Origin of the sequence: Streptomyces sp. NPDC015125, assembly GCF_043080045.1 — a bacterium.
GTDB lineage: Bacteria > Actinomycetota > Actinomycetes > Streptomycetales > Streptomycetaceae > Streptomyces.
Genome location: NZ_JBIBVF010000020.1, coordinates 1 through 24,540, shown reverse-complemented (window position 1 = coordinate 24,540; position 24,540 = coordinate 1). Strand labels below are relative to the sequence as shown.

General features: G+C 69.2%; 19 protein-coding genes. 6 read left to right on the top strand and 13 right to left on the bottom strand.

What is annotated here, in order from left to right:
* Positions 1–146 precede the first annotated feature (146 nt).
* On the top strand, positions 147–986 hold the full coding sequence (locus ACF088_RS31040) for a (2Fe-2S)-binding protein (protein WP_392379209.1): 840 nt from the start codon (positions 147–149) through the stop codon (positions 984–986).
* A 93-nt stretch (positions 987–1,079) separates the two neighbouring features.
* On the opposite strand, the gene ACF088_RS31035 is transcribed toward ACF088_RS31040, so the two are convergent.
* The 12 genes from ACF088_RS31035 to ACF088_RS30980 form a co-directional block, all read right to left on the bottom strand.
* Positions 1,080–2,588: an alpha/beta fold hydrolase gene (locus ACF088_RS31035; protein ID WP_392379208.1), complete on the bottom strand. Its 1,509-nt coding sequence runs from the start codon at positions 2,586–2,588 to the stop codon at positions 1,080–1,082.
* Positions 2,589–3,303: 715 nt separating this feature from the next.
* The gene (locus ACF088_RS31030; protein ID WP_392379207.1) at positions 3,304–4,005 is read right to left on the bottom strand and encodes a class I SAM-dependent methyltransferase; all 702 of its coding nucleotides are present in this window, start codon (positions 4,003–4,005) and stop codon (positions 3,304–3,306) included.
* Between the two features lie 50 nt (positions 4,006–4,055).
* Positions 4,056–4,736: a hypothetical protein gene (locus ACF088_RS31025; RefSeq protein WP_392379206.1), complete on the bottom strand. Its 681-nt coding sequence runs from the start codon at positions 4,734–4,736 to the stop codon at positions 4,056–4,058.
* A gap of 349 nt (positions 4,737–5,085) precedes the next feature.
* On the bottom strand, positions 5,086–5,727 hold the full coding sequence (locus ACF088_RS31020) for a DUF998 domain-containing protein (protein WP_392379205.1): 642 nt from the start codon (positions 5,725–5,727) through the stop codon (positions 5,086–5,088).
* Positions 5,728–6,312: 585 nt separating this feature from the next.
* Entirely contained in the window at positions 6,313–7,617 is a 1,305-nt protein-coding gene (locus ACF088_RS31015) for an MFS transporter (RefSeq protein ID WP_392379204.1), read from the bottom strand.
* A gap of 6 nt (positions 7,618–7,623) precedes the next feature.
* A complete protein-coding gene (locus tag ACF088_RS31010; protein ID WP_392379203.1) occupies positions 7,624–8,979 on the bottom strand; it encodes an ATP-grasp domain-containing protein in 1,356 nt (451 codons plus the stop codon).
* Between the two features lie 15 nt (positions 8,980–8,994).
* Complete coding sequence (gene asnB, locus ACF088_RS31005) at positions 8,995–10,833, bottom strand: asparagine synthase (glutamine-hydrolyzing) (protein WP_392379202.1); 1,839 nt, start codon at positions 10,831–10,833, stop codon at positions 8,995–8,997.
* A gap of 7 nt (positions 10,834–10,840) precedes the next feature.
* Complete coding sequence (locus ACF088_RS31000) at positions 10,841–12,112, bottom strand: hypothetical protein (protein ID WP_392379201.1); 1,272 nt, start codon at positions 12,110–12,112, stop codon at positions 10,841–10,843.
* Between the two features lie 72 nt (positions 12,113–12,184).
* Complete coding sequence (gene sbnB / locus ACF088_RS30995; RefSeq protein WP_392379200.1) at positions 12,185–13,201, bottom strand: 2,3-diaminopropionate biosynthesis protein SbnB; 1,017 nt, start codon at positions 13,199–13,201, stop codon at positions 12,185–12,187.
* Positions 13,202–13,207: 6 nt separating this feature from the next.
* Positions 13,208–14,194 (bottom strand): 2,3-diaminopropionate biosynthesis protein SbnA, encoded by a 987-nt coding sequence (gene sbnA / locus ACF088_RS30990; RefSeq protein ID WP_392379199.1) that lies wholly within the window; start codon positions 14,192–14,194, stop codon positions 13,208–13,210.
* A gap of 212 nt (positions 14,195–14,406) precedes the next feature.
* Positions 14,407–14,844, bottom strand: coding sequence for an NAD(P)-dependent oxidoreductase (locus tag ACF088_RS30985; RefSeq protein WP_392379198.1), 438 nt, complete (start codon positions 14,842–14,844; stop codon positions 14,407–14,409).
* 346 nt (positions 14,845–15,190) lie between these two features.
* Positions 15,191–16,099, bottom strand: a complete 909-nt coding sequence (locus tag ACF088_RS30980) for a LysR substrate-binding domain-containing protein (RefSeq protein WP_392379197.1) — start codon at positions 16,097–16,099, stop codon at positions 15,191–15,193.
* Positions 16,100–18,009: 1,910 nt separating this feature from the next.
* On the opposite strand from ACF088_RS30980, the gene ACF088_RS30975 reads away from it, so the two are divergent.
* The 5 genes from ACF088_RS30975 to ACF088_RS30955 all read left to right on the top strand — a co-directional run bounded on the left by ACF088_RS30975 (position 18,010) and on the right by ACF088_RS30955 (position 22,281).
* A complete protein-coding gene (locus ACF088_RS30975; protein ID WP_392379196.1) occupies positions 18,010–18,336 on the top strand; it encodes a plasmid stabilization protein in 327 nt (108 codons plus the stop codon).
* 71 nt (positions 18,337–18,407) lie between these two features.
* Positions 18,408–18,848 (top strand): hypothetical protein, encoded by a 441-nt coding sequence (locus tag ACF088_RS30970; RefSeq protein WP_392379195.1) that lies wholly within the window; start codon positions 18,408–18,410, stop codon positions 18,846–18,848.
* Between the two features lie 862 nt (positions 18,849–19,710).
* A complete protein-coding gene (locus ACF088_RS30965; RefSeq protein ID WP_392379194.1) occupies positions 19,711–20,217 on the top strand; it encodes a SigE family RNA polymerase sigma factor in 507 nt (168 codons plus the stop codon).
* Positions 20,218–20,229: 12 nt separating this feature from the next.
* The gene (locus tag ACF088_RS30960; protein WP_392379193.1) at positions 20,230–20,646 is read left to right on the top strand and encodes a hypothetical protein; all 417 of its coding nucleotides are present in this window, start codon (positions 20,230–20,232) and stop codon (positions 20,644–20,646) included.
* 9 nt (positions 20,647–20,655) lie between these two features.
* A complete protein-coding gene (locus tag ACF088_RS30955) occupies positions 20,656–22,281 on the top strand; it encodes a dolichyl-phosphate-mannose--protein mannosyltransferase (protein ID WP_392379192.1) in 1,626 nt (541 codons plus the stop codon).
* A gap of 125 nt (positions 22,282–22,406) precedes the next feature.
* On the opposite strand, the gene ACF088_RS30950 is transcribed toward ACF088_RS30955, so the two are convergent.
* The gene (locus ACF088_RS30950) at positions 22,407–23,909 is read right to left on the bottom strand and encodes a serine/threonine-protein kinase (RefSeq protein ID WP_392379191.1); all 1,503 of its coding nucleotides are present in this window, start codon (positions 23,907–23,909) and stop codon (positions 22,407–22,409) included.
* Between the last annotated feature and the right edge of the window lie 631 nt (positions 23,910–24,540).

Here is a 24,540-nt window from a genome sequence, read left to right as displayed (position 1 = left end):
GCGCGCCCCAGTTCAAATCCGGGGAGCTGTCCGGAAATCGTCCGGAAGCCGTGCGGGTGGTCAGGACTGGCATTCAGAGGGCACGGGTAAGTCTTCAGCTAAGGTAAGCCTTACCTGTTAACGATCGCGATTCGGTGGTCTCCCGCATGACTCGTGCCCCCGCCGTCCCGCCTGCCGTCCACCCCGTCGCCGAGGCCTACGCCCGGCTCTCCGCGGCCTTCCCCGGCCTGCGGGTGACCCTGTGGGACGCGGCCCCGCCCAGCGGCGACGGCTGGGTGTGCGCGGCCGGGCTCGCGGCCGGCGGCGAGAGCCTGGATGCCTTCCTCGCCTGGGACGACGCACAGATCGTGCGGGATTACGGACAGCGCGCCCGGCCGGACGTCATCGCGAGCTTCGCCCTGCACCGTTACGCCTGGCCCGCCTGCCTGCTGATCACCATCCCCTGGTTCCTGCACCGCCGGGTCCCGCGGCTGCCCGTGCAGGACGTCTCCTTCCAGCGCGAGCTGGGCAGGATGGCGGTGCGGGTCAGCGCCTTCAGCTGCCTTCCGGACGACCCCGCCGCGGCGCTGCCCGGCGCCCGGGTCGTACCGGACGAGGAGGCGCTGCGGGCGGAGGTACGGGCCGCGGCGGCCCAGCATCTGCGGCCCGTACTGGAAGGCTTCCGCACCCGGATGCGGCGCGGGCCGCGGGCGCTGTGGGGCATGGCGTCGGACGAGATCGTGGAGGGCCTGTGGTACCTGGGGCAGCTGCTGGGCGAGGAGCCGCGTGCGGTGACCGAACTGGAGTTGCTGCTGCCGGGCGCCACCGCTCCGTACGTGGGCGGTGCGGGATTCCGTCAACTGACCGGGCCGCGGGGCGAGTCGGTGGCGACCCGGGACCGTGCCGGTTGCTGCATGTTCTACACGCTGCGCCCCGAGGACACCTGCGTCACCTGCCCGCGCACCGGGGACGAGGAGCGCATCAGGCGCCTCACCGCGGCCACTTGACCCCCGTGCCGCCCCGACGCCGACGGCGAAGCGCAGGCCGGGGGTGCCGCCGAACACGGCCTTCCTTCCCTCCGGGCGGCGGGGCTGCCGGGGTCAGTTGGTGCAGGTGGTGCCCGGCGCCGGCAGGACGCGGTCGGTCAGGTAGCGGTTGGTCGCCGCGCGGACGCACCGGGACAGCAGGAACATGCTGTAGTCGTCGCCTTCGCGGCTGAGTACGACGCTGCCGGGCAGCTGGGCCGCCAGAGCCGAGCCCGCCGCGTGGGGAGCCAGCGCCTGGTGCGTGGACTGGATGACGAGCGCGGGCGGCGCTCCGGGCACCAGGCCGCCGGCCCGCACGGGCTTGGCGGGGACCGGCCATCCGAGGCAGCCGGCGAGCGCGGCCTGGGAGCGCACCGCACCGCCGAGGTGCGGAGCACGGGCGGCGAGCATCGTGTGCAGGCGGGCCAGCTGCTCGAAGGTGCCGACCGGACGGGCGTTGTCCAGGCAGGCGGGCACCAGGACCTGCACCGGATCCAGAGTGCCATCGGGGTCGAGGGTGAAGTCGGTGGCGTCGCCCGCCTGCGCCTTGACGATCGCCTGGGCCAGGGCGGGCCAGGTGACGCTTGCGATGTTCAGGTAGTCCTGGGTGGCGCCGCGGATGTCGTCACCGGTCAGCGGGCGGTGCGTGCCGCCGGCGACGGGGAGGGGGCTGCGGTCCGCACGGGCGACGAGGGCGTCGTATGCGGCAGCGACGTCACGCCCCTTCAGTGCGCAGTCCGCCGAGTCGGTGCACCAGGCGGCGAACCGGTTGAAGGCCTCCTCGGCGCTGGTCGCCTCCTTGACGATCCGGGTGAGCGGCGAGGTGGTGTCGTCCAGCGCGGTGTCGAGGGTCATCGTGCGCAACCGGCCGGGAAAAAGGGCCGCGTAGGTGCGTCCGAGCAGGGTGCTGTAGTGGATGCCGTACCAGTCGAGCCGCTGCACGCCGAGCCCGGTGCGGACCGCTTCGACGTCACGGGCGACGCTGGTCAGGTCGGTATGGGCCACCAGTGAGCCGTTGCGGCGCAGGCAGTCCCGGGCGAAGGTGCGGTTGTGGGCCACGAGCCGGTCGAAAGCGGCGCGGTTCCGCGGGAAGTAGCTGATCCCGGCGGGCTTGAGCGGCTCGGCGCAGCGGATGGGGGTGCTGTGGCCCACCCCGCGTGGGTCGACCGCAACGATGTCGAACCGCCGGGTCATGGCACCGGCCGAGCCGGGAAAGCCGTTGTGCATCGCCAGCCTCAGCTGCTCGATCGAGGAGCCACCGGCTCCGTCGTTGAGGAGCAAGGTGCCCTTGCGGTGCGACGGGTCGTCGGCCGTGCGGCGGACCAGGGCGAGTTCGAGCTGCGCGGCTCGCGGCTCGGACCAGTCCACCGGCACCCGCATCGTGCCGCACTGCATGCCCCGGAACTCGTCGTCGGTGCACTGCCGCCACATGATGCGGCCGGCCGGGGCCGGTTGGCCGGTGCCGCCGGGCGCGGCCGGTTGGCCGGTGCCGCCGGGCGCGGCGACCGCCGGCGTGGTCAGCACCACCCCGGCCATCACCAGGGCGGCGAGCGTACGCCGTAGCTGTCTTGTCGCTCTGCTCATGACGGCTCTCCTTGAAGGACGCACGCGGGCGCTGCCGACGCGGTCGGGGCGTGCGGGGAGGAAGAAGGCATGACGAGGCAACCTCGATGGGCGCCTCGGCACCCACCAGAACCTCGCCGCTAGACTCCATTGCGTTTGTTATATGCCATAACAGCGCGCGCCGACACGGCCCGTCAAGGGGGAAGCCAGAGATTTATGAGATGCAGTTCCATGGGTGAGAGGGCATAACCCTCCTGAGGCGGCGCCGACCGACCGGCCCGGCGCTGACCGACCGGCCCGGCACCGACCGCGCCGCCTCCCGAGCACCTGCTACGGAACTGCCGGGGAACTGCCGGGAAACTGCTACGAGATGTGGCACTCGCCGGTGTTGGCACTCGCCGGTGCCCTTCGACCCGAACGTCTCGGAGTTGTGGGGCCGGTGGTGTCCGGCGGGCGGGTGCCGGCCGCCGCGCTGGAGGAGGACGCGCACGCCGGCGCCGTCTCCTGCACCGTCATGAACGCCACCCCGAGCCATCCGCCGATGCTCAAGCTGCTGCCGGACGGCTACTCGCCCACCGGTGAGCTGATGCCCGGCGGTGAGGCGCTGCAGGGTGGGCAGCTGGTGTTCCGCGGCCGCGCCGACCACCAGGTCAAGGTCGGCCCCACGGCCCGCGCCCCGCGCCGCACGGGCGGCGCGGGGCGCGGGGGATGGCCGCCGCAGGGCGGTGGACCAGGGTTACAGGCTGGGCAGATCGAAGAAGATCATGGGGTTGTGGCGGCTGTCGCGCACCGGCTCGTCCAGCCCGAGGCCCTTCTTGATCTCGGCTATCTCCGCGTACTCCGCCGGGGACTTGGCCGGGGACGGCGTGAAGAACTCCACGTTGTTGTCGGCCAGCCACTTGACGATGACGGAGCCCTCGCTGAACGGCTTGGGGCGGCGCCCGTGGTAGACGTCGTGGACGCTGGTGGGCGTGCCGCCGGGAACAGCCGGGAAGAGGTTCTCTATGTACCAACGGGCAAACCGCGCACCGTGGTCGGCGTCGATGAAGAGGTAGTCGACGTCCTGAGGAATGCTGTCGAGGTTCTCGCGGACATCGCCCTTGGTGAAGGTCCACTGGCCGGTCAGTTCACCCGGCACGTTGCGCACCACGTGGTCCACGATGTCGAACGAGTAGAGGTGACCGGTGCCGTTGTCCCGCAGCGCGCTCAGCTGCCAGATGGTGGACCAGCCGTAGAAGGTGCCGATCTCCACCACCTTCGCCGGCCGCAGCTCCCGCAGCCGCATGTAGGAGATCTCCGCCTCCACGTCGTCCAGCTGGGCCTTCATGGCCTTCCCGCGCTCCTGGAGGAGACTGCGCTGGGCGTCCTTGACCTTCCTCAAGTCGGCCTCGTACTTGGTGTAAAGGGTACGCAGCGAATCGACAGAGAGTGCTTCCATTGCTCCTCCAAGGAATACCGGAAGGGCTGCTCCAGCCGCTTCCGTGACGTTCAGACGGGCCGGCCCGATGGCTTGCGAGCGGTACGCCCGCGCCCGGGCCGGGACTTGTTCTCCGCCTCACGGAAGGCGATGCAAAGCACCACGAGCACGATCGCGAATACCACCACCCAGCCGATGCGGGCCGGCGCCCACGGCGGGTGATCGGGATTGGTGTGCAATCCCGACAACGGCCGCCCCATTCCGAGGGAGGTCACCGTGACCGTGAGCATGGCCGTCTGATGCCAGAGAAAGATCGTGATCGCCGAAAGGTTTATCACGGCCACTCCCGCCCAGGCGAATTGCCCCGGTCGGACCGTCAGTTCCTTCCCTGGCGTGACACGTGACGACAGGGGCGGCGGCCGGCCCACCATCCGCCGCAGCGGACCGCACGGCAGCATCGCGGCACCGCACGGGGCGAGCCCGAAGGTGACGGCGGCGAGGGCGACGGGGTTGAGGGCGGAGAGCTGCGAACCGGGGACGCAGACCATGCAGACCATGCTCGCGGGGCCTCCGCACCACAGGATCGGCCCCACCGTGCTCACGGCACCGGCGCCCAGCAGCACGACGGCGTACCGTCGCCGGGCGAGCCCGCCCGCGGCCCAGGCCGCACCCGGCGCGAAGGGGACCAACCAGCCGGCAAGGACATTGAATTGACGGGCCGCATCGGCCCAGCCAGCGTCGCCGAGCACCATCCGGGCGCCGTCCGAGCACCATCCGGGCGCCGTCCGTCGCCGCGACATAGCCGCCGTACGTCCGCCGCGGTGACGACTTCGACAAGTACCCGCCGTCTGCTGTGGAAGCGCGGGATCAAGCCGGTCATCGCCCGATGAGGTGTGCCACACGGCCCGGGCTCGGCACCGTCCGCTGGGTGGTGGAGCGCACGAACGCCTGGATCCCCGGCTGTCGCAGGCTGCGGATCCGCTGGGAGATCCGAAACGACGCCAACGAAGCATTCCTCCAACCGGCCTGCTGCGCCATCACCTATCGACGCGACCAAGCATTCTGTTGGCTCCGCTGAGTGCACGCCCCAAAAACGCGCCGTCACCCATCGCGCCGTGCCTGATCGCTTCGAAGACTCGCCACCTCGCCCACGTTGTCCGGCCGGCGGGCACGGAGTATGGCGAGGGCCATGACGAGGCTCCACGCGTCCAGCGCGCAGGCGGCGATACGTTCCAGGCCACCCAGCCCGATTCCGGGGTCGTGCTGACCGAAGAACAGCCATGCCGCGAGCACCGCGGCGACAGCTATGGAGAGGGTTACGCTTCGCAGCCTGCCGAAGAGAGAATCTCGGGAGGCAAATCCGGCGAGGAGGAGACCGAGATTTCCCAGCCCCATGATGAGGAGCGCGCCCCCTACATGAAGATTCTCGTCGACGTCTGCAGGAACAAGGCCGACCAGAACCCACCCACCGGCACCGATGGCCAGCAGAATTCGGGAACTTGCGGATATCCCACCGCGGCCCCAGCAGGCTCCGGCCAGCAGCACGCCGGCGAGCAGCAGCACACCGTGGACGGCGAAGCCGGCGTTCATGGCGTCGTGCAGTGGCGAGCACACATACCGAGGCCGGGAGTCATCCCAGATCCGGCAGCCGACATTGCCGAGATCGCTGATGTTGTTCGCCGCCCAGCTGTAGGGAGTACGCCAGCCGGACTCCACGACCAACTGGACGACGACGAACTGCACGACGGCGACAATCCATGCGGCCGCACCGATCCTTGTTGTCAGGGAGGTGCCGTATTCGGAGTGCGACGCGGATCTCGTTTTCATCATGGCCTTTCCGGCGCCGAATCGGTCACCTTTCTGTCGTGAACGCTCTCAGGCGACGGTGCCCCTGCGCATCGCTGCAACGAGGGAATTTCGGAGCCCCCGGAGGGGTAGCCGGTACTGGCTATTTCGGGGGAGCGGATACCGGTGCGGTCCTGGATGCGGGACATCACATGAACTGATGGACCTGGCCGTGCTCGTGCGGACGCCCGTCGTCCGCACGTTGGCGAGGAACTCGGGGTCGTCGATGACCTCCGGAGTGGCGAGCGCGGCGGCCGCGGAGGCCGGCCATGGCCATGGTCTGGCCCACATTGCTGCGGAAGAGGGTCACGACGTCCCGGTGCCGGTGGCCCGCTGGGCCGCTGGGCCGCCGGGCCGCCGGGCCGCCGGGCCGCCGGGCCGCCGGGCCGCCGGGCCATCTTGATGGCGTCCCTTGTTGGTCGCATGCCGGTTGATGGACAGGCCACTGCTGCTGCGACCAGTGGGGGATCGCCTCGGTGTTGCTCAGGTGGTAACGGCGTCGCCCCGGTGTGCCGGACGCTCGGCGGTGTTGCCCCGGCCCTCCAGGCCGAGGACCAGGGGAACGGCGAGCAGGCTGAACGCGGCGAGGAACAGCCAGGGCATAGCCGGCCCCAGGGCCAGCAGTGAGGTCAGCACGGCCGGTGCGACGGTCGCACCCAGCGACCAGGAGAGCTGGTAGACGCCGAGGTAGCGGCCGCGAAGGTGGGCGGGGGCCAGGTACACACTGAGCTCTCCCATGGGCGGGGAGCCCAGCACCTCCGCGAGGGTGTACACGACTACGGCGACCACCAGCCCGACCGGGACAGCCCACCCGGGCACCAGGTCCAGGGCGGCGAACACGCCAAACGCCGCCGCGTTGACGAGACTCGCCAGGGCGATGACCCGGGTGGGCCGGTGCCGCTCGATCCAGCGGGTGGCGATGGTCTGTGTCGCCGCCACCAGCGCGGTGTTGAGCGTGATCAGAACGCCGCCCGCCCATGCACCCGCCTTCAGTTCCTCTGTGGCATAGACGCCGAGGAGAACGCCGAGGACCATCGAGGCCAGTACGAAGGAAAGGTTGGCGGCGACCAGCCGCATGTAGGCACCGTCGCGCAGAACCGTCGTGTACCGGGCGTCGGTGCGCCGCGTGGGCGGGTGATCCTCCGGTGCGCCTTCCGTGTCGTACACCGAGGTCGCGGTCCGGCCCGGACGCCAGCCGAGCAGCAGCCATGCCGCCACCAGATAGCTTGCCGCCTGGGCCGCCACCACCGTCCTCAGCCCCGTCGTACTGGCCGTCGCCAGGGCCAGGGAAGCAATGGCTCCGCCGAATCCGATACCCACATTGCGCAGTGCACGGAAGAAGCCGAACCAACGTGTGCGGTCGTCGCTCCGGGCGACGAGACCGACCAGCGCGCTGCTCGACGTCCAGTACATCGAGGAGCCGACCTGGACCAGGAACTGGGTGGCAACGACCTGCCAGGCCGACTGGGCGAACAGCAGCCCCACGAAGCCCAGCGCCGACACCGCGTTCCCCGAGGCGACCACGGCCTGCGGACCGATCCGGTCCAGGAGCCAGCCGGCCAGGGCCGGCACGGGCAGGGCGAGAGCGTTCCCGAGCGTGAGGCAGGCGCCCACCTCCGCCAGTGACAGCGAGGTGGTCCGGGTGAAGTAGACGACCAGGAACGCGATGACCAGCCCGCCGGCCAGGCTGTCGATGACGTTGGCCGCGACGAACCGGCCGGTGCCGGTGAGGTCGGGCAGGCCCAGCCGCGAGCGGGTGGAGGCTCCGTGGGAGGGTTCACGAGGCATCGGTGGCTACGCACCACTCATGTCGTCGGCGGAGGTGCTCGGGCCGTTTCCGCCCTCGCCTGCACGGATGTGTACGGTCTTCACGAGCCGCTGCGCGGCGGCGTCCAGGTCCTCACGAAGGGGGCCGTCGACGACGACCGAAACCGCCCGTCCACCGGAGTCGCTCAACTCGCCGAGTTCCTGCCCGATCGCGCGGGTGACGATCACGGCTGACAGGCACGCCGGGTCGTCCTCCGCCACCGCCTCGAAGCGCGGCCAGGCTCCGTCCGTGGTGACCCATGACACCGGTACGCCCTCGGAGCAGTCCACGCCGTGCAGCACCCCCCGGGGGTGGTCGAGGTAGACCTGGCGTGCCCGACGCCGTGGGGCGGGGAAGGCCGTCCGCCGGCCGAGGGCCAGGTCGAGGAGGGCCGGTTCGAGGGGCTGCCCGGTGGCCAGCTGCCACAGTTTGGTGATCGCGTCGCCCGGCGGCCGGGCAGCGATCTCCATCAGGATCACGCGTCCGCCGTCGAGCCGGAACTCCGCGTGGCTGATGCCGGTGCCGAACGAAATGGCGCGCAGCAGCGAGGCGTTCGCCTCCAGCAGGAGGCTCTCCTCTGCGGGAGTCAGGCCGACCGCGGGTGAGGTGTGACCGGTCTCCGTGAAGTAGCGGGTGCCGTTCTCGTTCGTGTTCTTTCCCGTGACGCCCGACCAGAGGATGTCGCCTTCGTGGACCAGGGTCTCCACGGAGAACTCCGGGCCGTGGACGCGCTCTTCCAGCAGCAGCATCTCGTCCGGCGGATAGTGGGCGAGTTCGGCGTGCAGTTCGGCCGTGTCGTCCACCGAACGCACTCCCGAACTCGACATCCGGCCGGCCGGCTTGAGTACGGCGGGAAACTCCTGCCACGAGGCCGCCACGGCCGCCGCCTGCCCGGCCCGTCCCAGCATGGTCCAGCGCGGCGCCAGGCCCGGGGCGGCCAGACGCTGCAGCACCTTGTGGCGGCACACCCGCGCGGCGTGCGCACCGGGACCGGGCAGGCCGAGGGCCTCGGCCAGGGCGCCTGCGGGCTCGACGAACACCTCGCCGCAGTTGAGCACGGCGCGCACCTGGTAATCGGTCAGGTAGGTGTGTACGCCTGCGAGCAGGGTGTCCAGCTCGCAGTCCGGGACATGCACCACCTCCGTTGCCCGCGACAAGGGGTGGCGTGGGTCGCCCCGGTGCCGGGCGAGCTGATCGGCGGGGGTCTCCGGCCCGAAGACGAACAGGGCACGCAGACCACGGTGCTCGATCTCCGCGATCAGGTCGAGATGGCGGGAGAACACCACAAGATCGGTGACGACGACGACCGCGGGCGTCAGTGGAGCGTTGGGGTTCATCAGCATGTGCGTGTTCCTCGACTAGGACGTTTCGGGGCTGCGGCCGTCCGCGTACAGCTGATGCCAGCGCTCCAGCATGTACAGCGTCCACAGTGCGTAGCTGTGCTCCGGCCGGAATTCCCGGACGAAGGCGCGCAGAGCGTCGGGCCTGAAGTAGCCCCGCTCAAGAGAGGGCTCCGACAACAGCGCGGACTGGATGGTCTCCCTCAGTTCCCTGCCGAGCCAGCCCTCCAGTGGGACGGCCAGTTCCTGCTTGCGGCGGTTGATCACCGAGTGCGGCAGCCAGCGCGCAGCGACCTGCTTGAGCAGGGCTTTCTCGTTGCCGTCGACGAGGTGCGCCGAAGCCGGAAGACGGGTCGCGTACTCGATGACGCGGTGATCGAGGAAAGGGCTGCGGGGCTCGACGGAGTGGGCCATCGCCATCCGGTCGATCTTCACCAGCTGGGCGTCCGGGAGCCAGAATCCGCAGTCCACCTGCATGACCCGGCTCAGCTCGGGTGTGCTCTCGGCGGTGCGGGCGAAGCGGTCGCGCAGCGGGTTGTACGGGTACCGCGGGAGCTTGGCGGTGAAGGCACCGCTGTAGAGACGGTCCTTGATACCGCCTCGTACGCCGTCCACGAGCACGGCCCGGTAGCGGTCGGCGATCCCGCCATCGCCCGCGGCGAGGGCCTCGGCGTCCACCCTTGCGGCGTGCGCCGGGGCGATGTCGGGAAGCTGTTGGAAGATCTTGTAGCGGTTGTAGCCGCAGAAGATTTCGTCGGAACCGTCGCCGGTCAGTACTACGGTGACGTGCTCGCGCGCCAGGCGGTACATGCAGTGGGCGGCGATGGCCGACGGAAAGGCATACGGCTCTCCCATGTGAGCCAGGATCAGGTCGACGGCCTGCCGGGCGTCCTGTGCGCCGATGCGGTACGTGTGGTGATCGGTACCGCAGTACTCGGCGACTTGGCGCGCGTACGCCGACTCGTCGAATGCGCTGTGCTCGAAGCCCACCGAGAAGGTGTGCATACGTCGGCCGAGCTGCCGCGAGGCCATGGCTACCACGAGACTCGAATCGAGTCCTCCGCTGAGCATCGCGCCCAGCGGGACCTCGGACTCCAACCGCTCGGCCACGGACTGCTGGAGGAGTTCCTCAAGCCGGTCCACGGCCTCGTCGCCGGTGACGTCCACCAGGTCGGCGGCGAAGTCGAACTGCCAGTAACGTCGGCTCCTTTCCGGTCGCCCGGCCTCGAAGGTGAGCACCGTGCCCGGTTCGACCCTGCGCACCTGCTGGTAGATGGTGTGCGGGGCGGGGACGACCCGGTAGCTCAAGTACTGATCGACCGCCTGCGGATCGACGTCTCGCGCAATGCCTGGATGCTGCATCAGGGCGGCCAGCTCGGAGGCGAAGGCCACGGTGCCGTCCGGGAGGCGGCTGTGGAACAGCGGCTTCTTCCCCACCCGGTCGGTGGCGAGCAGCAGAGTGCGGGCGCGGGTGTCGTAGACGGCGATGGCGAACATGCCGCGCAGTTCACTCACGAAGTCGTCGCCGAGCTCGTCGTAGAGCAGCGGGAGTACGTGGGCGTCGCTGCCTCCGTGCACGTACCTGCCACGGTCGGCGAGCAGTTTGCGCAGCTCCCGGTGGTTGTAGATCTCACCGTTGAGCACGCAGACCACACCGCGGTCCTCGGTGTAGACCGGCTGGGAGCCGTCGTCGAGGCCGATCACCCTCAGGCGGCACATGCCCAGGGCCGTCTGATCGTCGTGGTGGAAGCCGGTCTCGTCCGGGCCCCGGTGTGCCATGGTGGCGCAGGCGGACGCGGGAAAGCGTTCCAGGGGCGGGGTCAGTCCGAAGGTCGCCGTACCGGCGATGCCGCACATCGTCCGCTCACCGTGCCCTGACGTGGAAACGGCGCTTGGCGTGGCCGGATGTGAGCTCGTCGGCGGCGACGGCCCGGACATTGATCTCGCCGACCATGCCGGAGGAGATCATCTGGGCAACGTCCGGTGCGGCATCCATGAGGAGCTTGCGTACGGCGGCTTCCTGATCGTCCAGGACCTCATCGGCGACGCGTATGACCAGACCGTCGTCGTCGGCCACCTCGAAGGTGGCGCCGGGGAAGACCTCCGCCATGGCCTGGCAGATGTCGTGAGCGCTGATGCGCTCGCCGTGCTTGAAGTCACCGCCCAGCCGTCCCTCGATGCGCTCGAAGGCGTGTACGCGGCGGCCTCGGTACTCGATGACGCGCAGGCCACGGATCAGGTCACCCGTCGCATAGCGCAGCACCGGGAAGTAGGACCGTGTGAAGGAGGTGAGCAGCAGCGCCCCGCTGCCCGAACCGGCCGAGGACACGCGCCGGGTCTCCTCGTGTCCGGCGTCCGCGTACAACTCGTCAGGCGGCACGACCTCGGGCAGGATGTGGTCGTGGAAGTGGTAGAGGCCCGTTTCCGCACAGAGATACGCGATGGCGCCCACCTCGATGCTGCCGTAGACGTCGAGTATGTCCGCGGTCCCGATACCGAAGTGATCCGCTACGAGACTTCTCCAGTTGGCCGGGGCGAGGTCGCCGACGACCATGATCTTTCGGGGCCTGATGCGCAGCTCGTCCGGCGACCGCATGAGCCGGTCGAGGATCATCGGCATGGTGAAGAGGATGTCGGGCTGCCAGGTGTTGAGCAGCGTCACGTGATCCGCCAGCGGCCGCTGGAACTCGATGTCGTGGGCCACGAAGCCCATGTCCTTGAAGATGCGCCGGGCGGCGGCCGCGGCGTGACCGGTTCCGAGGTCCGCAACGGCCACCGAACCCGCCGGCAGCTCACCGGCGAACTCCTCGAAGAGGGCCTTGCGCTGGGCGGCGTACGCGTCGTCGTCGGCCGGGCTGTAGAGGATGCGTTTGCGCAGCCCCCCGCTGGTACCGGAGGTCAGATAGGCAGAGGCATCGCTGAGTTCCTCGTGGTCCGCGGTGTAGTAGTGCCGGGCCAGCAGGTCCGGGTCGATGACGGGCAGGTCGTGCAGGTGCCCGCTGCCTCGGAGGCCCTGGGCGTCGAGGAGTTGGCCGTACCAGGGGAATCGGAGGGCGAGCTCCTCGGCCAGGTGGGAGATGTGGGACGGCTCTGCGCTGCCCTGGGTGGGGGCTGCGGCGGTGGATTCAGTACGCAAAGGATGTGCTCCCAGGACGGCGGAAGTGGCTGATGGAGTCGAAGCGCCGAGGCGAGCGCGGCAGGTCGCGGTTCACGACCAGCGCTCGGTCTCGCCGAAGAAGCCCGGAATGCTGACGGCGAGGTTGCGTTCGACGGCCGTGCGGTAGACCTGCAGCCCGACGGCGAGATCGAGCACACCGAGTCCGAAGGGGGAAAAGATCCGGGGCTTGGTGCGATCCGCCGTGACCTCGCCGCGCATCACCTGGGCCACCGTGCCGTGGAGGAAGTCGCGGTGCCCGAATTCCTGCTCGGCCAGGTGCGGAGAGGTGTTGGCCGTCATGCAGTGGTCGACGTCGTCGAGAATGTTCTGGGCCTCGGCGATGATCCGCGGACCGATGTCGCGCAGCGAGATGTTGAGGATCGTCTGCTCGGCGGTGAAGGTTCCCGCCTCGGTCACCCACGGTTCCCCGGCGGTGGTGGCGAAGACGATGACATCCGCGCCGTCGACGGCCCGTTCGAACGAGTCCTCGCGTTCCGCGCTGTAGCCCAGCCCGGTGATGTGCTGCCCGAGCCGGTCGGCGTACTCGGAGCTTCGGTCGTGGACCACGAACTGGTCCACCGACCACTCTTGCGCGCGGAAGAATTCGACGATGTTGCGGGCGATCACGCCGGCGCCGATCATCGCGACACGGTGCGCGGAGCGAACGCCCGTGAGCTGCTCGGCGCCCACGACGGCCGAGGCGGCGGTACGGGCCGCGCTGATCTGCGAGCCCTCCAGACAGGCGAACGGGTAACCGGTCTCATAGTCGTTGAGAAGCAGTGCAGCGGATGCGCGCGGAACATTCCGCTCGATGTTGCCCGGGAAGCTGGCTATCCACTTGATCCCGGCCGTGCCGCACTCGCCGCCCAGGTAGGCGGGCAGGGCGATGATCCGGGAGTCGGACTTCTCGGGGAACCGCAGGAAGTAGCTGTTGGGATTGACGGAGTCGCCGTCGTGATGGGTGAGATAGGCGGCGCGGACGGTCTCGACGATCTCCGGGCGGGACTCCGTCAGGAGCGAGCGAACAGTCGAGCCGCTGATTACATGGAAGTCAAACACTGTGGTCACCAATGCTCAGACGGATAAATGAAGACAAGAGGCGTCGCGTTGTTTCAGGACCTGGTCCCCGAAGGTCCGGTCGACCCATTCGTCGTGGTAAATGGTCTGCAGGTAGCGCTCTCCCATGTCGGGCGAGAGCGCCACGACACACGATCCGCTCGGTATGAACGGTCCGGCCTGAGCCAGCGCGGCGAGTACCGAGCCGGTCGAGCCACCGGTCAGTAGCCCGCGCTCCCTGGCGATCCTGCGGCACATGCGGATCGCATCGGGCTCGGCGACGTGGATGACCTCGTCGACCGCTTCGGGCACGCAGAGTTCGGGCCGGCGGCTCGTACCGATCCCGGGGATGTGCCGGGGCCGGGGCCGGTCGCCGAAGGTGACGGAGCCCTCGGCATCCACCGCGACGATCTTCGTCCGGGGCGAGTGGGCGCGGAAATGGCTGACACAGCCCATGAGGGTGCCTGTGGTGCCGGCGCCGACGAAGAGCTGGTCCACGCGGTCGATGCTCCGCAGGATCGAGGCGGCCGTTGTGCGCGCGTGGGTAGCCGGATTCGCGGGGTTCGCGTACTGGTTCGGCCAGACCAGCCCGGGATCCTCGGCGAGGCACTTGTGGATGTACGCGATGCGGGTACCGAGAAAGCCGCCGTTCGCGTCCCGTTCGTCGACCTGCACGACCTCGGCTCCCAGCGCCCTCATCGTCGCGAGGGTCTGCGGGGACACATTCGGGTCGGTCACGCAGGTGAAGGAGTAGCCCTTGCCCGCGGCGACCATGGCCAGCGCGATCCCCAGGCTTCCCGAGGAGGACTCGATCAGCCGGCGGGTAGAGCCCAGCGTGCCGTCTCGCTCGGCGTCCTCGACCATGCCCACCGCAGTCTTGATCTTGATGGAGCCGGCCGGGTTCAACCCTTCGAGTTTCAGGAAGACTTCACACCCGGGCAGGAAACCGTCGAGTCTCAGGAACACATCGTCCGTGACACCTTGATGGGCGTGCTGGATAATCATTGATTCCCCCTTTTTCCTTTCGATGCGGCACGAATGCGGCGAGCCCAGCAGGGCGGCAACGTGACGGTTTCGACCTCACGGCTGCGAGTGCTCGGCTCCAGCCTTCGAGGACGCACCGCACCGCGGCCTGTCCCGCCCGTCGCTGAGCGCTGCCGGTCCCGGCTCCAAAAGGAGAATTGGCCGGGACGTCGGGCAAATGCAGCAGCGGCGCGTCACCAAACGACTTCTCGGCGCATACGTCGAGCGGGCGCGAGCGTGACGACCGTCCTTTCGCACACCCCGCAACGCCATGCCACTTGGCGGCCCACCCGCCCGAGACCGAGAACCCCCGGGGTGTGTCCGGCAAACTCATTGCCGGTGACCGCGGAGCGGTTTCGCTCCCCCGCCCGGACAAGCTGCGCGGCGGAGCAGACGCCGCGCAGACAGGCGCTCACCAGGCCGACGGTGAGCTCGGCAACGCCGACGGTGTGGGAGATTCTCAGCCGGGGCGCCCGGGTCGGCACCTCCGCGTCCACTCGCGTAGCGCTGCGGACGATCAGCGCCGCCGCGTCCCGGACGGCGTCGAGCAACGCTGCCCTGTCGGGGGCCCTGCGCGCGGCGCACCTCGCGGCGCGGCCGTAATGCAGAAACCTTTTCCCCCAGGAGCTCATCGCTCACCACCACGACGGGTTCGGGCAAGAGACTGCTCCTTGAAGAATTGCGGAATGAGAGCCGAAATACCTGTGTCGCCCTATGGCATATCCCTCTGAATAACCAACAGGATTTGGGTCGCCGTCCGCCGAGTTCACATATGGGGGCGGCGCCGCAAAGGAAACTAGCAGGCACTCCATACCGCGACAAGGTCGATTAGCCGGCGGGGAACGCAACGATGGGGTCTTAAAAGGTCTGGACCTGACGGGGGACGTGTGACTCACGCAACCCGAAATCCCTGGCTTCCTCGACCCCGCGCGGGGGCCCTGGGGGAACAGTTCGGGTCACGGCCGCTTCGCGCCGAATTCAGGATTGTCGGGCCGGGCGGAGAGCGGCCTCAAGTGCCGTGCGACAGAGCTGGATCGCGGGCTGCCCATCGCCTCCCTTGCGTACGACGGTGACGATGCGCCGGCTCCCCCACTCCGCAGGCAGGCCGTAGAGACTGATGGTCGGTGGCTTTCCCTGCCACAGCAGATCCGGCAGCAGTGCCACGGCGTACCCCTGCTGCACGGAACGCAGATGGGCAGTCACGTCAGTGGTCTCGAAACGCACATCGGGCGTGAATCCCGCTTCCCGGCACAGCGCCATCGCCCACTGTCGCGCCGCCGTCCCCGCCGGCTCCAAGATCCACGGCATGGTGGCCGCCCTCCTCATGGCAGCGCGGTCGCTCACCGCGCCGGAGGGCTGGGGCAGCGCCAGCCGCATGGCATCGACGCATAACTCTCGGCTCTGCAGTCCCGACTCGCGGACGCCGGTGCCTCGCGGGTACTCCTCTGCGATGACGAGATCGAGGTCGTGGGACACGAGCTGGGGCAGAGCATGCTCGGCCTCGATCTGGGCAGTCTCCACCCGCAGTCGCGGATGGCTACGCCGCAGCCGTGCCAGGGCATCGGGAACGACCGCCAACGCGGCGGTCTGAAAGCAGGCCAGCCGCACGGTCCCGGTGATCTCCTGCGTCGAGGCGGCCAACTCGGCCTTGGCGCACTCTAATTGCCGCAGGACGATCTCGGTGTGGGCGACGAGTATCTCGCCCTGCGCCGTCAGCCGTACGCCCCGGCCCACCTGTTCCCTCAGGGGCACGCCCACTTCCGCCTCCAGGAGGGAGAGTTGCTGCGAGATCGCCGAGGGCGTGTACGACAGGGCGCGGGCGACGGCGGCGAGTGTGCCGCGATGCTTCAGTTCGCGCAGTACGCGAAGTCTCTGCAGGTGGAACATGCATTAGGACTGTAGCTGATCCATCAATGAAGCTAACCGGTGACGTTAAGGAATCGTTGCCGTAACCATCAGCCCGGCCGACCAGCTGCACCGGGTGACTCAACCGATTTACACTGACCGCTTCATTCACCCTGGTTGCGGGCGTATTGGCGGTAATGCCCAGGGCTGACACATCCCTTGTAGTGCGCGGCACCATCACGCGGGCGAGAAGCGGCGCCGACGACGCCCCTCGATAGCGTCGCCGGGCTGCTGTGGGACCTGGCGGTGAAGTGTGGCCTTGCCGCACTGCCGGCCGCGCATCCCCCGGCCCGGACCATCCTGCAGCTGCTACCTGGTGTGACTCGGCGGACGGCCTCTGTACACCCTGTTGAGGGAGCCGGAGAACATCTGGAGCGTAGGTGCGTCAGGGAGGGCGTGGACGTCACCGCGGGCACGGTCCTGGCCGGCCGGGACTGATGCCCGCCCTCACCGCTCACTGACCGCCCAGTCTCGGATCGTCCTGGGCCGCTCGAATTGGCCGACTTGTTGCATGCCCGCAGTCCGGGGTGTCTGAATGGAAAACGGAACACCAATGACGGGCCCCACGGCAGCCACTCCGGCAATCTCCGCAGAGAAAGGAGTGCTCTCGCCCGGAAAGTTAAGCCAGTGCGCAGTGCATCATCGCGTCCAGCACTCGGCCGGACTTTATCGGGATTCCGACGACCACGACCGTCCGCGCTTTGGGAAGGCCATGGGCATTCTCTGCACTCAGCCATCCACCCGCACGCGTACCGCGTCACCGAGGGCAGCATCCGGCTCGGCAGCGCCGACCACACGCGACGACGCCGACGGTCCCGTGACCTCGCGCACCACGCGGGGTCACTGGGCCGGGTAGGAGGTCCGCCGCACGGCCTGCACCGATACGGCCTTGGTGCTCGCGGTGCTCGGGCCTGCCGAATCCCTGCTCCATATGCGTCTGCTCGCCGACCCGTTGGCGGACCGGCCGCCGCGGCCGCGTGCGCCTGGGGGGTAACGGCCCTGAATTACCTGGCGGTGCCGGCGGTGCTTCTGCCCTTGTGCTTCGTCGCCGGACCCGGTCGGGCCATGGTGAAACTCCTGCGTGACGGAGCCCTGTTGGTACTCGGCAGCCGGAGCACCACCCGCGCGGTGACACCGCCGTCACGGCGGGACGCGGGCTCGGTGCACCCATGGAGGGGATACCCGATGGCTGACGACCTGCCACTGCTGCTCGGTCTGCTGCTGCTCGGTCTGCTGCTGGCGGCCGGGGCCGGTACCGTTCTCCTGCCTGATCCCGTACGGCAGTCCTTTGTGATGTCTCTGTTCGGCCTGGCGCTCGCCACCCTGTTCCTGCTGCCGCAGGCACCCGCTGTCGCGCTCTCCCAGCTCGCGGTCGGCCCGCGCAGCCGCCGCTGCCGACCCTACGCAAGGCTGCGCCGCAACGACACCGGGCCGGGGCCCGCATCGAGCCGGGGGCCCGCATCGAGCCGGGGCCGGGATCGGGCCCGGACGACGGACGAATGCTCCGGCCGCGTAGCACCTTCCGGTCATGGGGGGGGCGGATCCGCTGATGCCGGTGGAAGTGATCCGCACGATGCTGTCCGTCGGCTCCGTGATCTTCGGGTCGGGAACCGTGTCGATACCTACCTAGCGCTTTCCGTGCCAGGTCAGTGCCCTCATCGCTACTTCTCGTGAGTGCGTGCACCGCGATCCGCAGGCACGAGTCTCTGCACACCCCGGTTCCACCATGCGATACCCGGAGCGTTGCCGCAGGCCGGGCAGCGATGCCCTGGTCGGCCCTCCCGTGTCGCGCGCGCCGTCGTTTGGGCGTGAAGTGGAGAGCGCACCCGGCCGTGGAGTGCCGCAGGCCGCCGGGTGACCAACGGCCCAGAACCAGATCCAGGAGTCAGGACATGCCTGCAGGATCGAGCAAGAAGCGTGAACGTCAGTACGAGCACATCAAGGAGAACGCCGAGGAACACGGCGCCTCCGAACGGCGGGCCGAAGAGATCGCCGCGCGCACGGTGAACAAGGGGCGCGCCCGCTCGGGTGAGGCGAAGCAAGCGAGCAGGACATCCCTCCGGGACCCGAAGTCCGCCTCGCAACGCGGCGGCGAGCGCTCGCACCGCGGGCCTGGGGGACCGACCAGGGACCAGCTGTACGAAGAGGCCAAGAAGAAGAACGTCGACGGCCGCTCCCACATGAACAAGGAAGAGCTTCGCAAGGCCCTCGGCCGCTGACCCGGCAGGCCGGGCCCGCGTCCGAGGCGCCGTGAGCGAGTGCCCTGACAGAGAGAATGGCCAGAACAGCAATGCACGACAACAGCGGCGAACCGACGGCCACCCCGCATCCGAGGGTGTGCGACCTGTGCGGCACGGCCCTCCACCGGACCTCGCAGGTCTCCGGCCGGGTCCGCGACTCCTCCTGGATCCACCCTTACGACTCGGAGCAGGACGGTGAGCGGCTCCTGGCAGCCTGCAGCCCCGACCATCTCGACCAGCTCCGCCGGCGCCACCGTCAACGGCCGTTCGTCAAAGAAGAACTCTGGGCGGGAAAGATCGACCGCGCCCTGCGCGCACAGCCCGACCTCGACGAGGAGGAACTCGCCGACGTGACGGGACTGAACTTCATCCAGATCGAACACGCCCTCACCTGGGAGAGCGAACGCTTCCTGGAGGACCGGGCCGCACGACGCGGTCACGAGGGGCCGGACGGCGGATCCGGCAAGCAGAACACCCAGGGGCTGAACTGACACCAGGTCCTTCGGATACGGAGTTCGCCGTGTTCCGGTCGTGGAGCCGGAGCCGGAGCCGGAGCCGGAGCCGGAGCGGGAGGCGGGGCGTGAGGTGGGGCGGGACTCGACCCCGTTTCCCCTTCAGCTCGTGCGGCTTCCCCTTGACCGACTTGATGACTTGATTCGACTTGATCGACTTGATCGACACACGCCTTCCTTTCTCCCTGCCCTGCGCGGATCAACCCCTCCAGCAGTCACGGCGGCTTCGAGGCGTGTGCCCCGCGGCCGGGTGTCGGCAGCTGTGCACAGCCCCTCCTACTGCTGGCGGCTGAACCTGTGCCCCGACCTCCCCCTCGGACGCGGTCGATGACCGAGACGGCGCAACGGGTTCCGCTGCAGCCCTCCCCCTCCGCTGCCGTCAGCGAAGGTGCGGCGTTCGTCAACGACGAAGGCCCGAAGTCGATCGTCAGCAACTGGCAACTGGCCCTCTCCTCTGGAGACGGCTCGGTTTTGCCGATGAGCCGTCAGACAGACACTCGTCGCCCCCTCCCCGCACAGCAGGCAGTCGAGGACCGGACATGGCCGCTATCGCCCATCGATGGCGACTCCAAGGCCCCGCCGATCGGTCTGGGGCCGGGAACGTGTCCGGGGTCGCCGGACAGGGCATCGGCGCTGCGACCAGGGGGAAGTTCCCTGCCCGGCTTCGGACTTGTCCCCGCATCCCCGGGGCGGGGGTGCGGGGAGAGCCGGAGGGCAAGCCCCGCGGTGGACAGCACCACGGCGGGGTGTGAGCCACCTCACGTTCTGCGAGTGCATAGCAAGGTGGAGGCCAGTGCCTTTGTGAGGGTGTAGGCGAGTGTTGAGGTAAGGGACGGCGTTCATGAGGCAGTCACGGGTCGATGAGTTCGACCGGTTCGTGGCGGCTCGGTGGTCGGCGTTGTTTCATCTGGCGCGTCTGCTCGTCGGCGGAGACCGGCATCGGGCCGAGGATCTGCTGCAGGAGGCGCTGGTCAAGTTGTGGTTTGCCTGGCCGAAGGTGGCCGAGCAGGCGCCGGAGGCGTATGTGCGCACGGTGCTATCACGTGCGGCGGCCCGCTCGGCGCGGCGTCGCTGGTGGGGCGAACGCCCGGTGGACAAGCTGCCTGACCTGCCCGAGGCGGGCGATGTCACCGCTGCCGTGGATGAACGGTCCCGGCTGGAGGCCGCGCTGGCGCTGCTCCCGGTGCGGCAGCGAGCCGCGGTGGTGCTGCGCTACTACCAAGACCTATCCGAGCGGCAGGTCGCCGAAGAGCTGGGGTGTCCGCTGGGCACCGCGCGCTCCCTCGCGGCGCGGGGCGTGGCACGGCTGCGGCAGCACCTGTCCGAGGCCGCCAAGCCGGTGGAGTGAAGGAGAGGATCCATGGATCACTTCGAACGGGAGCTGTCGCGGATGATGCGCGACGCCCAGGAGAACACCCCCTTTGAGGAACGGTACCGACGCCGACTGCGGGCCGGTATCCGTGCTCGTCGGGAGACTCGGACGGTCTTGGCGGTCGCCGGCTCCACCCTGACCGTTGCCGGACTCGGTGTCGGGCTGATGGTCCTGCCGGGTGCCTTCGCCGAGGGTGGATCCACTGGCCCTCAGCATCGTCCTGCCTCCACCGCGCCGGGGCCGGTGCCGGCGACGAGCGTCATGCCGGCGCCCTGGCGCAAGCCCGGCGAGCCGAAGCGCGTTCCCGAGGATCCCGGGACTCCGACCGCTAGGCCCGCCCCCTGGCAGACGCCCACCAAGCCGAGGCCCCTGCCCATAGAGACCGGCACTTCGACGACCAAGTAGAGGAATCAGATGGCCCCTGACACTGCGACAGAGCCGCACGGGCCCCCGGCTGCGGCGCGGCGGACGGCCCGCTGGACCGGTTGGGGCGGCCCGCTGCTCGTCGCGCTGTTCGCCGGGCTCATCCGCTTCTGGCACCTGAGCGGTCCGCGCGCGGTGGTGTTCGACGAGACGTATTACGCCAAGGACGCCTGGGCGCTCTTCAAGCTCGGCTACGAAGGCGTCTGGCCCGACGGGAAGGTCGCCGACCCGCAGATACTCGCTCATCCGCAGGCCGTTCCGCTGTCGCACGATCCCGCGTATGTGGTCCACCCGCCCCTGGGCAAGTGGGTCATCGGCCTCGGCGAGTGGGCATTCGGCCTCAATCCGTTCGGCTGGCGGTTCATGGTCGCCCTGCTGGGCACCCTGTCCGTGCTGATGCTGTGCCGGATCGGCCGGCTGCTGTTCCGCTCCACCGCGCTCGGCTGCCTGGCCGGCGGCCTGCTGGCCGTCGACGGTCTGCACTATGTGATGAGCCGGACCGCGTTGCTCGACCTGGTGGTGAGCTTCTTCGTGGTGGCGGCGTTCGGCTGTCTGCTGCTGGACCGTGACTGGTCCCGAGCCCGGCTGGCCGCAGCGCTGCCGGTCGGCGAGGACGGGACAGCCGTCCCTGACCAGCTGATCGGCGACCGGACCGGAATGGGCCGGCGGCCATGGCGCATCGCCGCCGGAGTCTGCCTGGGACTGGCCTGCGCCACCAAGTGGAACGGCCTGTACTTCCTGGCCGCATTCGGGCTGATGTCGGTGCTGTGGGACATCGGCTCACGCCGGGCAGCCGGCGCCCATCGCCCCTGCCTGTCCGCCCTCCGCAAGGACGCCGGCTGGGCGTTCCTCGCGCTCGTCCCCACCGCGATCACGACCTATCTCCTGTCGTGGACCGGCTGGTTCGCGTCCCGCAACGGATACGGACGCAATTGGGCCGCCCATCGCAAGGGCCTCTCCCCTGGTCACTTCTCACTGCCCGGACTGCGGTTCGACGTCCCGCAGCTCGATCTGACCTGGGTCCCCGCCTCGCTGCGCAGCCTGTGGCACTACCAGGTCCAGGTCTACGAGTTCCATGTCAACCTGACCGCCCAGCACCGCTACCAGTCCGACCCCTGGAGCTGGCCGGTCCTCGGCCGCCCGGTTCTGTACTACCGCGAGTCCCCCACGTACGGCCAGGACGGCTGCCGGGCGGCGGACGGCTGTATCCGCGAGGTACTGGGCATCGGCACACCGCTGCTGTGGTGGGCGGCCTGCTTCGCGCTGCTGTATCTGCTCTACCGCTGGGGCCTGCGCCGCGACTGGCGCGCGGGCGCCGTCCTGTGCGCTGTCGCCGCCGGATATCTGCCGTGGTTCCTGTACCAGGAACGCACGATCTTCCTGTTCTACGCGGTCGTCTTCGTACCGTTCCTGTGCCTGGCGGCCGCGATGATGGTCGGAGCGATCCTCGGGCCACCGGGAGCAGACGTGAGACGCCGCAGATGGGGCGCAGTCGGCGCAGTCACCCTGGTACTGCTGATCATCTGGAACTTCATCTACTTTTTCCCGCTCTATACCGGGCAGACGCTCCCCAGGGACGCGTGGCAAGCCCGGATGTGGCTCGACACCTGGAACTAGGTTCGGTCGCGGCGATCTTCGAGGCGCCGGCGGCCCGCGGTCTTGCCGTACTACCCCTTTCAGCGTCCGTATGTGAGGCCACCGGCTGCGCCGAGGTGGACGGTGGCAAGGAAAGAACGGCCTTGTCAGGGGGCGGCGGAAAGCGTGCGGTAGCGGCTGCCCGCGAAATTCCGTAGCGCGGTATCGAGGCCGTCCGCACGGGTGCTCGCCTCTTTCTTCGCCGACGAGACGATCGTGTACTTCAGCACACCTGTCCCGGCGCGGAGCCGGGAAGGGATCCGGGTGTCCGTTCCTTCCTCAAGGGTCGCTGCCAGGGCGATGCGGTGCCTGTTCCTCTTTCCGGTGAGCGTGACGGAGGTGATGTCCTGCCAGGGCACGGTGAGCGTGTGCGAGCCGTGCCGTACGGAGAGCCCGTCTGCTCCGACCCGTAGTGCCCTGGCCCTGAGGAGCGGCAACGAGACCCTCAGCCCGTAGAGCAGATGCAGCAGCGTGGAGAAGAACATGCACCCGGCCGCGGCCGATTTCGAGAGGGACAATACGTCTGCGGCGAAGAGGAAGAGGCCGACCATCATCAACGCCGACAAGGCCGGCTTTCGCAGGCGGCGCGAGAACGCCGCGGGGCCCCATTTCTCCACCGTGAACGTGGGAAGGGGCGACGGTTGATCAACTGGCCGATGCCGGTGCGGTGCCGGTGCGGGCGGCTGGGCTGGGTCCGTTGAGCCCGCCGGCTGCGGCCCGGTGGTGGCCAGGGCATCCGCGGCGGGAATGGTCTGCCCCATGGCCTTCGGCGCGATGTGCGGGTGGAAGGACGTCGGCGGCTGTGCGTCCGCGAGGCGTGCGAGAAGCTTGTCGGCGGTGGGCCGGCCCTGCGGAGACTTGTGCAGGCAGTCCTGCACCAGCTCCCGCAGACCGTCCGGCACCGCGCTGAGATCGGGCGCCTCGTACACCACCCGGAACAGCAGCGCGGAAGCGGCACCGTCACCGAAGGGTCCGGCGCCGGTGGCTGCGTAGACGAGCAGCGAGCCGAGTGAGAAGACATCCGAGGGCAGGCCCACCGGCTGTCCCAGTGCCTGCTCCGGCGACATGAAGCCAGGCGTACCCAGGACGGTCCCGGTCTTGGTCAGATCGGTTCCGCCGGTGGTCTCCAGGGCCTTGGAGATGCCGAAGTCGATGACCCTAGGGCCGTCGTCGACGAGCAGGACGTTGGAGGGCTTGAGGTCGCGGTGGACAAGGCCGCCCCGGTGGAACGAGGCGATTGCCTCGGCCAGTCCCGAGCCGAGCCTGCGCACTTCCCGCTCGTCCAACGGGCCCTGCTGGCTGACGCGTTCGGCGAGCGAGGGCCCATCGACATACTGGCTGGCGATCCATGGCATGGTGGCGTCCGGGTCCGCGTCGATGACCGGCGCGGTCCAGAAGCCGCCCGCCCGCATCGCGAGCTTGGCCTCGCGCCGGAACCTGTCGCGGAAACCGGGAGTGGCAGCCAGGTCCTCCCGTACGAGTTTCACAGCGACGCGCCGCCCGGCCCCGGACTCACCCAGGAACACCCGGCCCATGCCACCCGAGCCCAGCCTGCCTATCAACCGGTACGGGCCGGCGGTCCGTGGGTCTGCAGCTTCCAATGGCTCCATCAAGCTCTCCCAGATTTTCCGTGCTCCCACCCTAGGCGGCGTCCGACCGATGACCACGGCTGGGGTACGGAGCCGGAGAAGGGGCGAGCGGGGTGGAGCCCGTCCGGCTCGTGGTGATGGTGGCGTGCGGTGTTCGACGGCCCGCCCCACTCAGGGCTCGTCCGTACACGGTGTTGCGGGGCCGCAAAGTACCTGCCGCGCTACCCATCACGGACCGGGGCATGGTGCGGCTGACGCCGAAGGCCCCGGCCCCGCCCTGAGCTCGGCGCCGTGACGTGACCGCGGCCGCCGAGGCTGACTGTGCCTTCCGGACCGGCGATGGAGAGGACCCGGTTCCCACCCCGGGTCGCAGTGCGCGCAGCAGCTGGTGGTGGCGATCGCGATGGGTTCGATTCCCCTCAACCGGCCATAGCGAGGGCCCAGGTCAGAGTCCTGGGCCTGGCAGGATTCAGCTGGGGCTGGGGACCTTCCGCCACCCTCTGGCGTCGTCAGCCGCGTCCGGTGAACTTCTCTCCCACGCCGAGTCGGCGTAGACCGGCGAGGACCTGGGGGTCCTGGGCGTCGAGCCAGTCGCAGAGCTGGCGGAAGGAGACCAGCCGGACGTCCTTGTGCTTGTCGTCGGCGATGTGCT

Coding starts and splice junctions, on each gene's coding strand:
- ACF088_RS31040 (WP_392379209.1), top strand. CDS start 147: ATGACTCGTGCCCCCGCCGTCCCGCCTGCCGTCCACCCCGTCGCCGAG.
- ACF088_RS31035 (WP_392379208.1), bottom strand. CDS start 2,588: ATGAGCAGAGCGACAAGACAGCTACGGCGTACGCTCGCCGCCCTGGTG.
- ACF088_RS31030 (WP_392379207.1), bottom strand. CDS start 4,005: ATGGAAGCACTCTCTGTCGATTCGCTGCGTACCCTTTACACCAAGTAC.
- ACF088_RS31025 (WP_392379206.1), bottom strand. CDS start 4,736: ATGGTGCTCGGCGACGCTGGCTGGGCCGATGCGGCCCGTCAATTCAAT.
- ACF088_RS31015 (WP_392379204.1), bottom strand. CDS start 7,617: ATGCCTCGTGAACCCTCCCACGGAGCCTCCACCCGCTCGCGGCTGGGC.
- ACF088_RS31010 (WP_392379203.1), bottom strand. CDS start 8,979: ATGCTGATGAACCCCAACGCTCCACTGACGCCCGCGGTCGTCGTCGTC.
- asnB (WP_392379202.1), bottom strand. CDS start 10,833: ATGTGCGGCATCGCCGGTACGGCGACCTTCGGACTGACCCCGCCCCTG.
- sbnA (WP_392379199.1), bottom strand. CDS start 14,194: ATGATTATCCAGCACGCCCATCAAGGTGTCACGGACGATGTGTTCCTG.
- ACF088_RS30985 (WP_392379198.1), bottom strand. CDS start 14,844: ATGAGCTCCTGGGGGAAAAGGTTTCTGCATTACGGCCGCGCCGCGAGG.
- ACF088_RS30980 (WP_392379197.1), bottom strand. CDS start 16,099: ATGTTCCACCTGCAGAGACTTCGCGTACTGCGCGAACTGAAGCATCGC.
- ACF088_RS30975 (WP_392379196.1), top strand. CDS start 18,010: ATGCCTGCAGGATCGAGCAAGAAGCGTGAACGTCAGTACGAGCACATC.
- ACF088_RS30970 (WP_392379195.1), top strand. CDS start 18,408: ATGCACGACAACAGCGGCGAACCGACGGCCACCCCGCATCCGAGGGTG.
- ACF088_RS30965 (WP_392379194.1), top strand. CDS start 19,711: ATGAGGCAGTCACGGGTCGATGAGTTCGACCGGTTCGTGGCGGCTCGG.
- ACF088_RS30960 (WP_392379193.1), top strand. CDS start 20,230: ATGGATCACTTCGAACGGGAGCTGTCGCGGATGATGCGCGACGCCCAG.
- ACF088_RS30955 (WP_392379192.1), top strand. CDS start 20,656: ATGGCCCCTGACACTGCGACAGAGCCGCACGGGCCCCCGGCTGCGGCG.
- ACF088_RS30950 (WP_392379191.1), bottom strand. CDS start 23,909: ATGGAGCCATTGGAAGCTGCAGACCCACGGACCGCCGGCCCGTACCGG.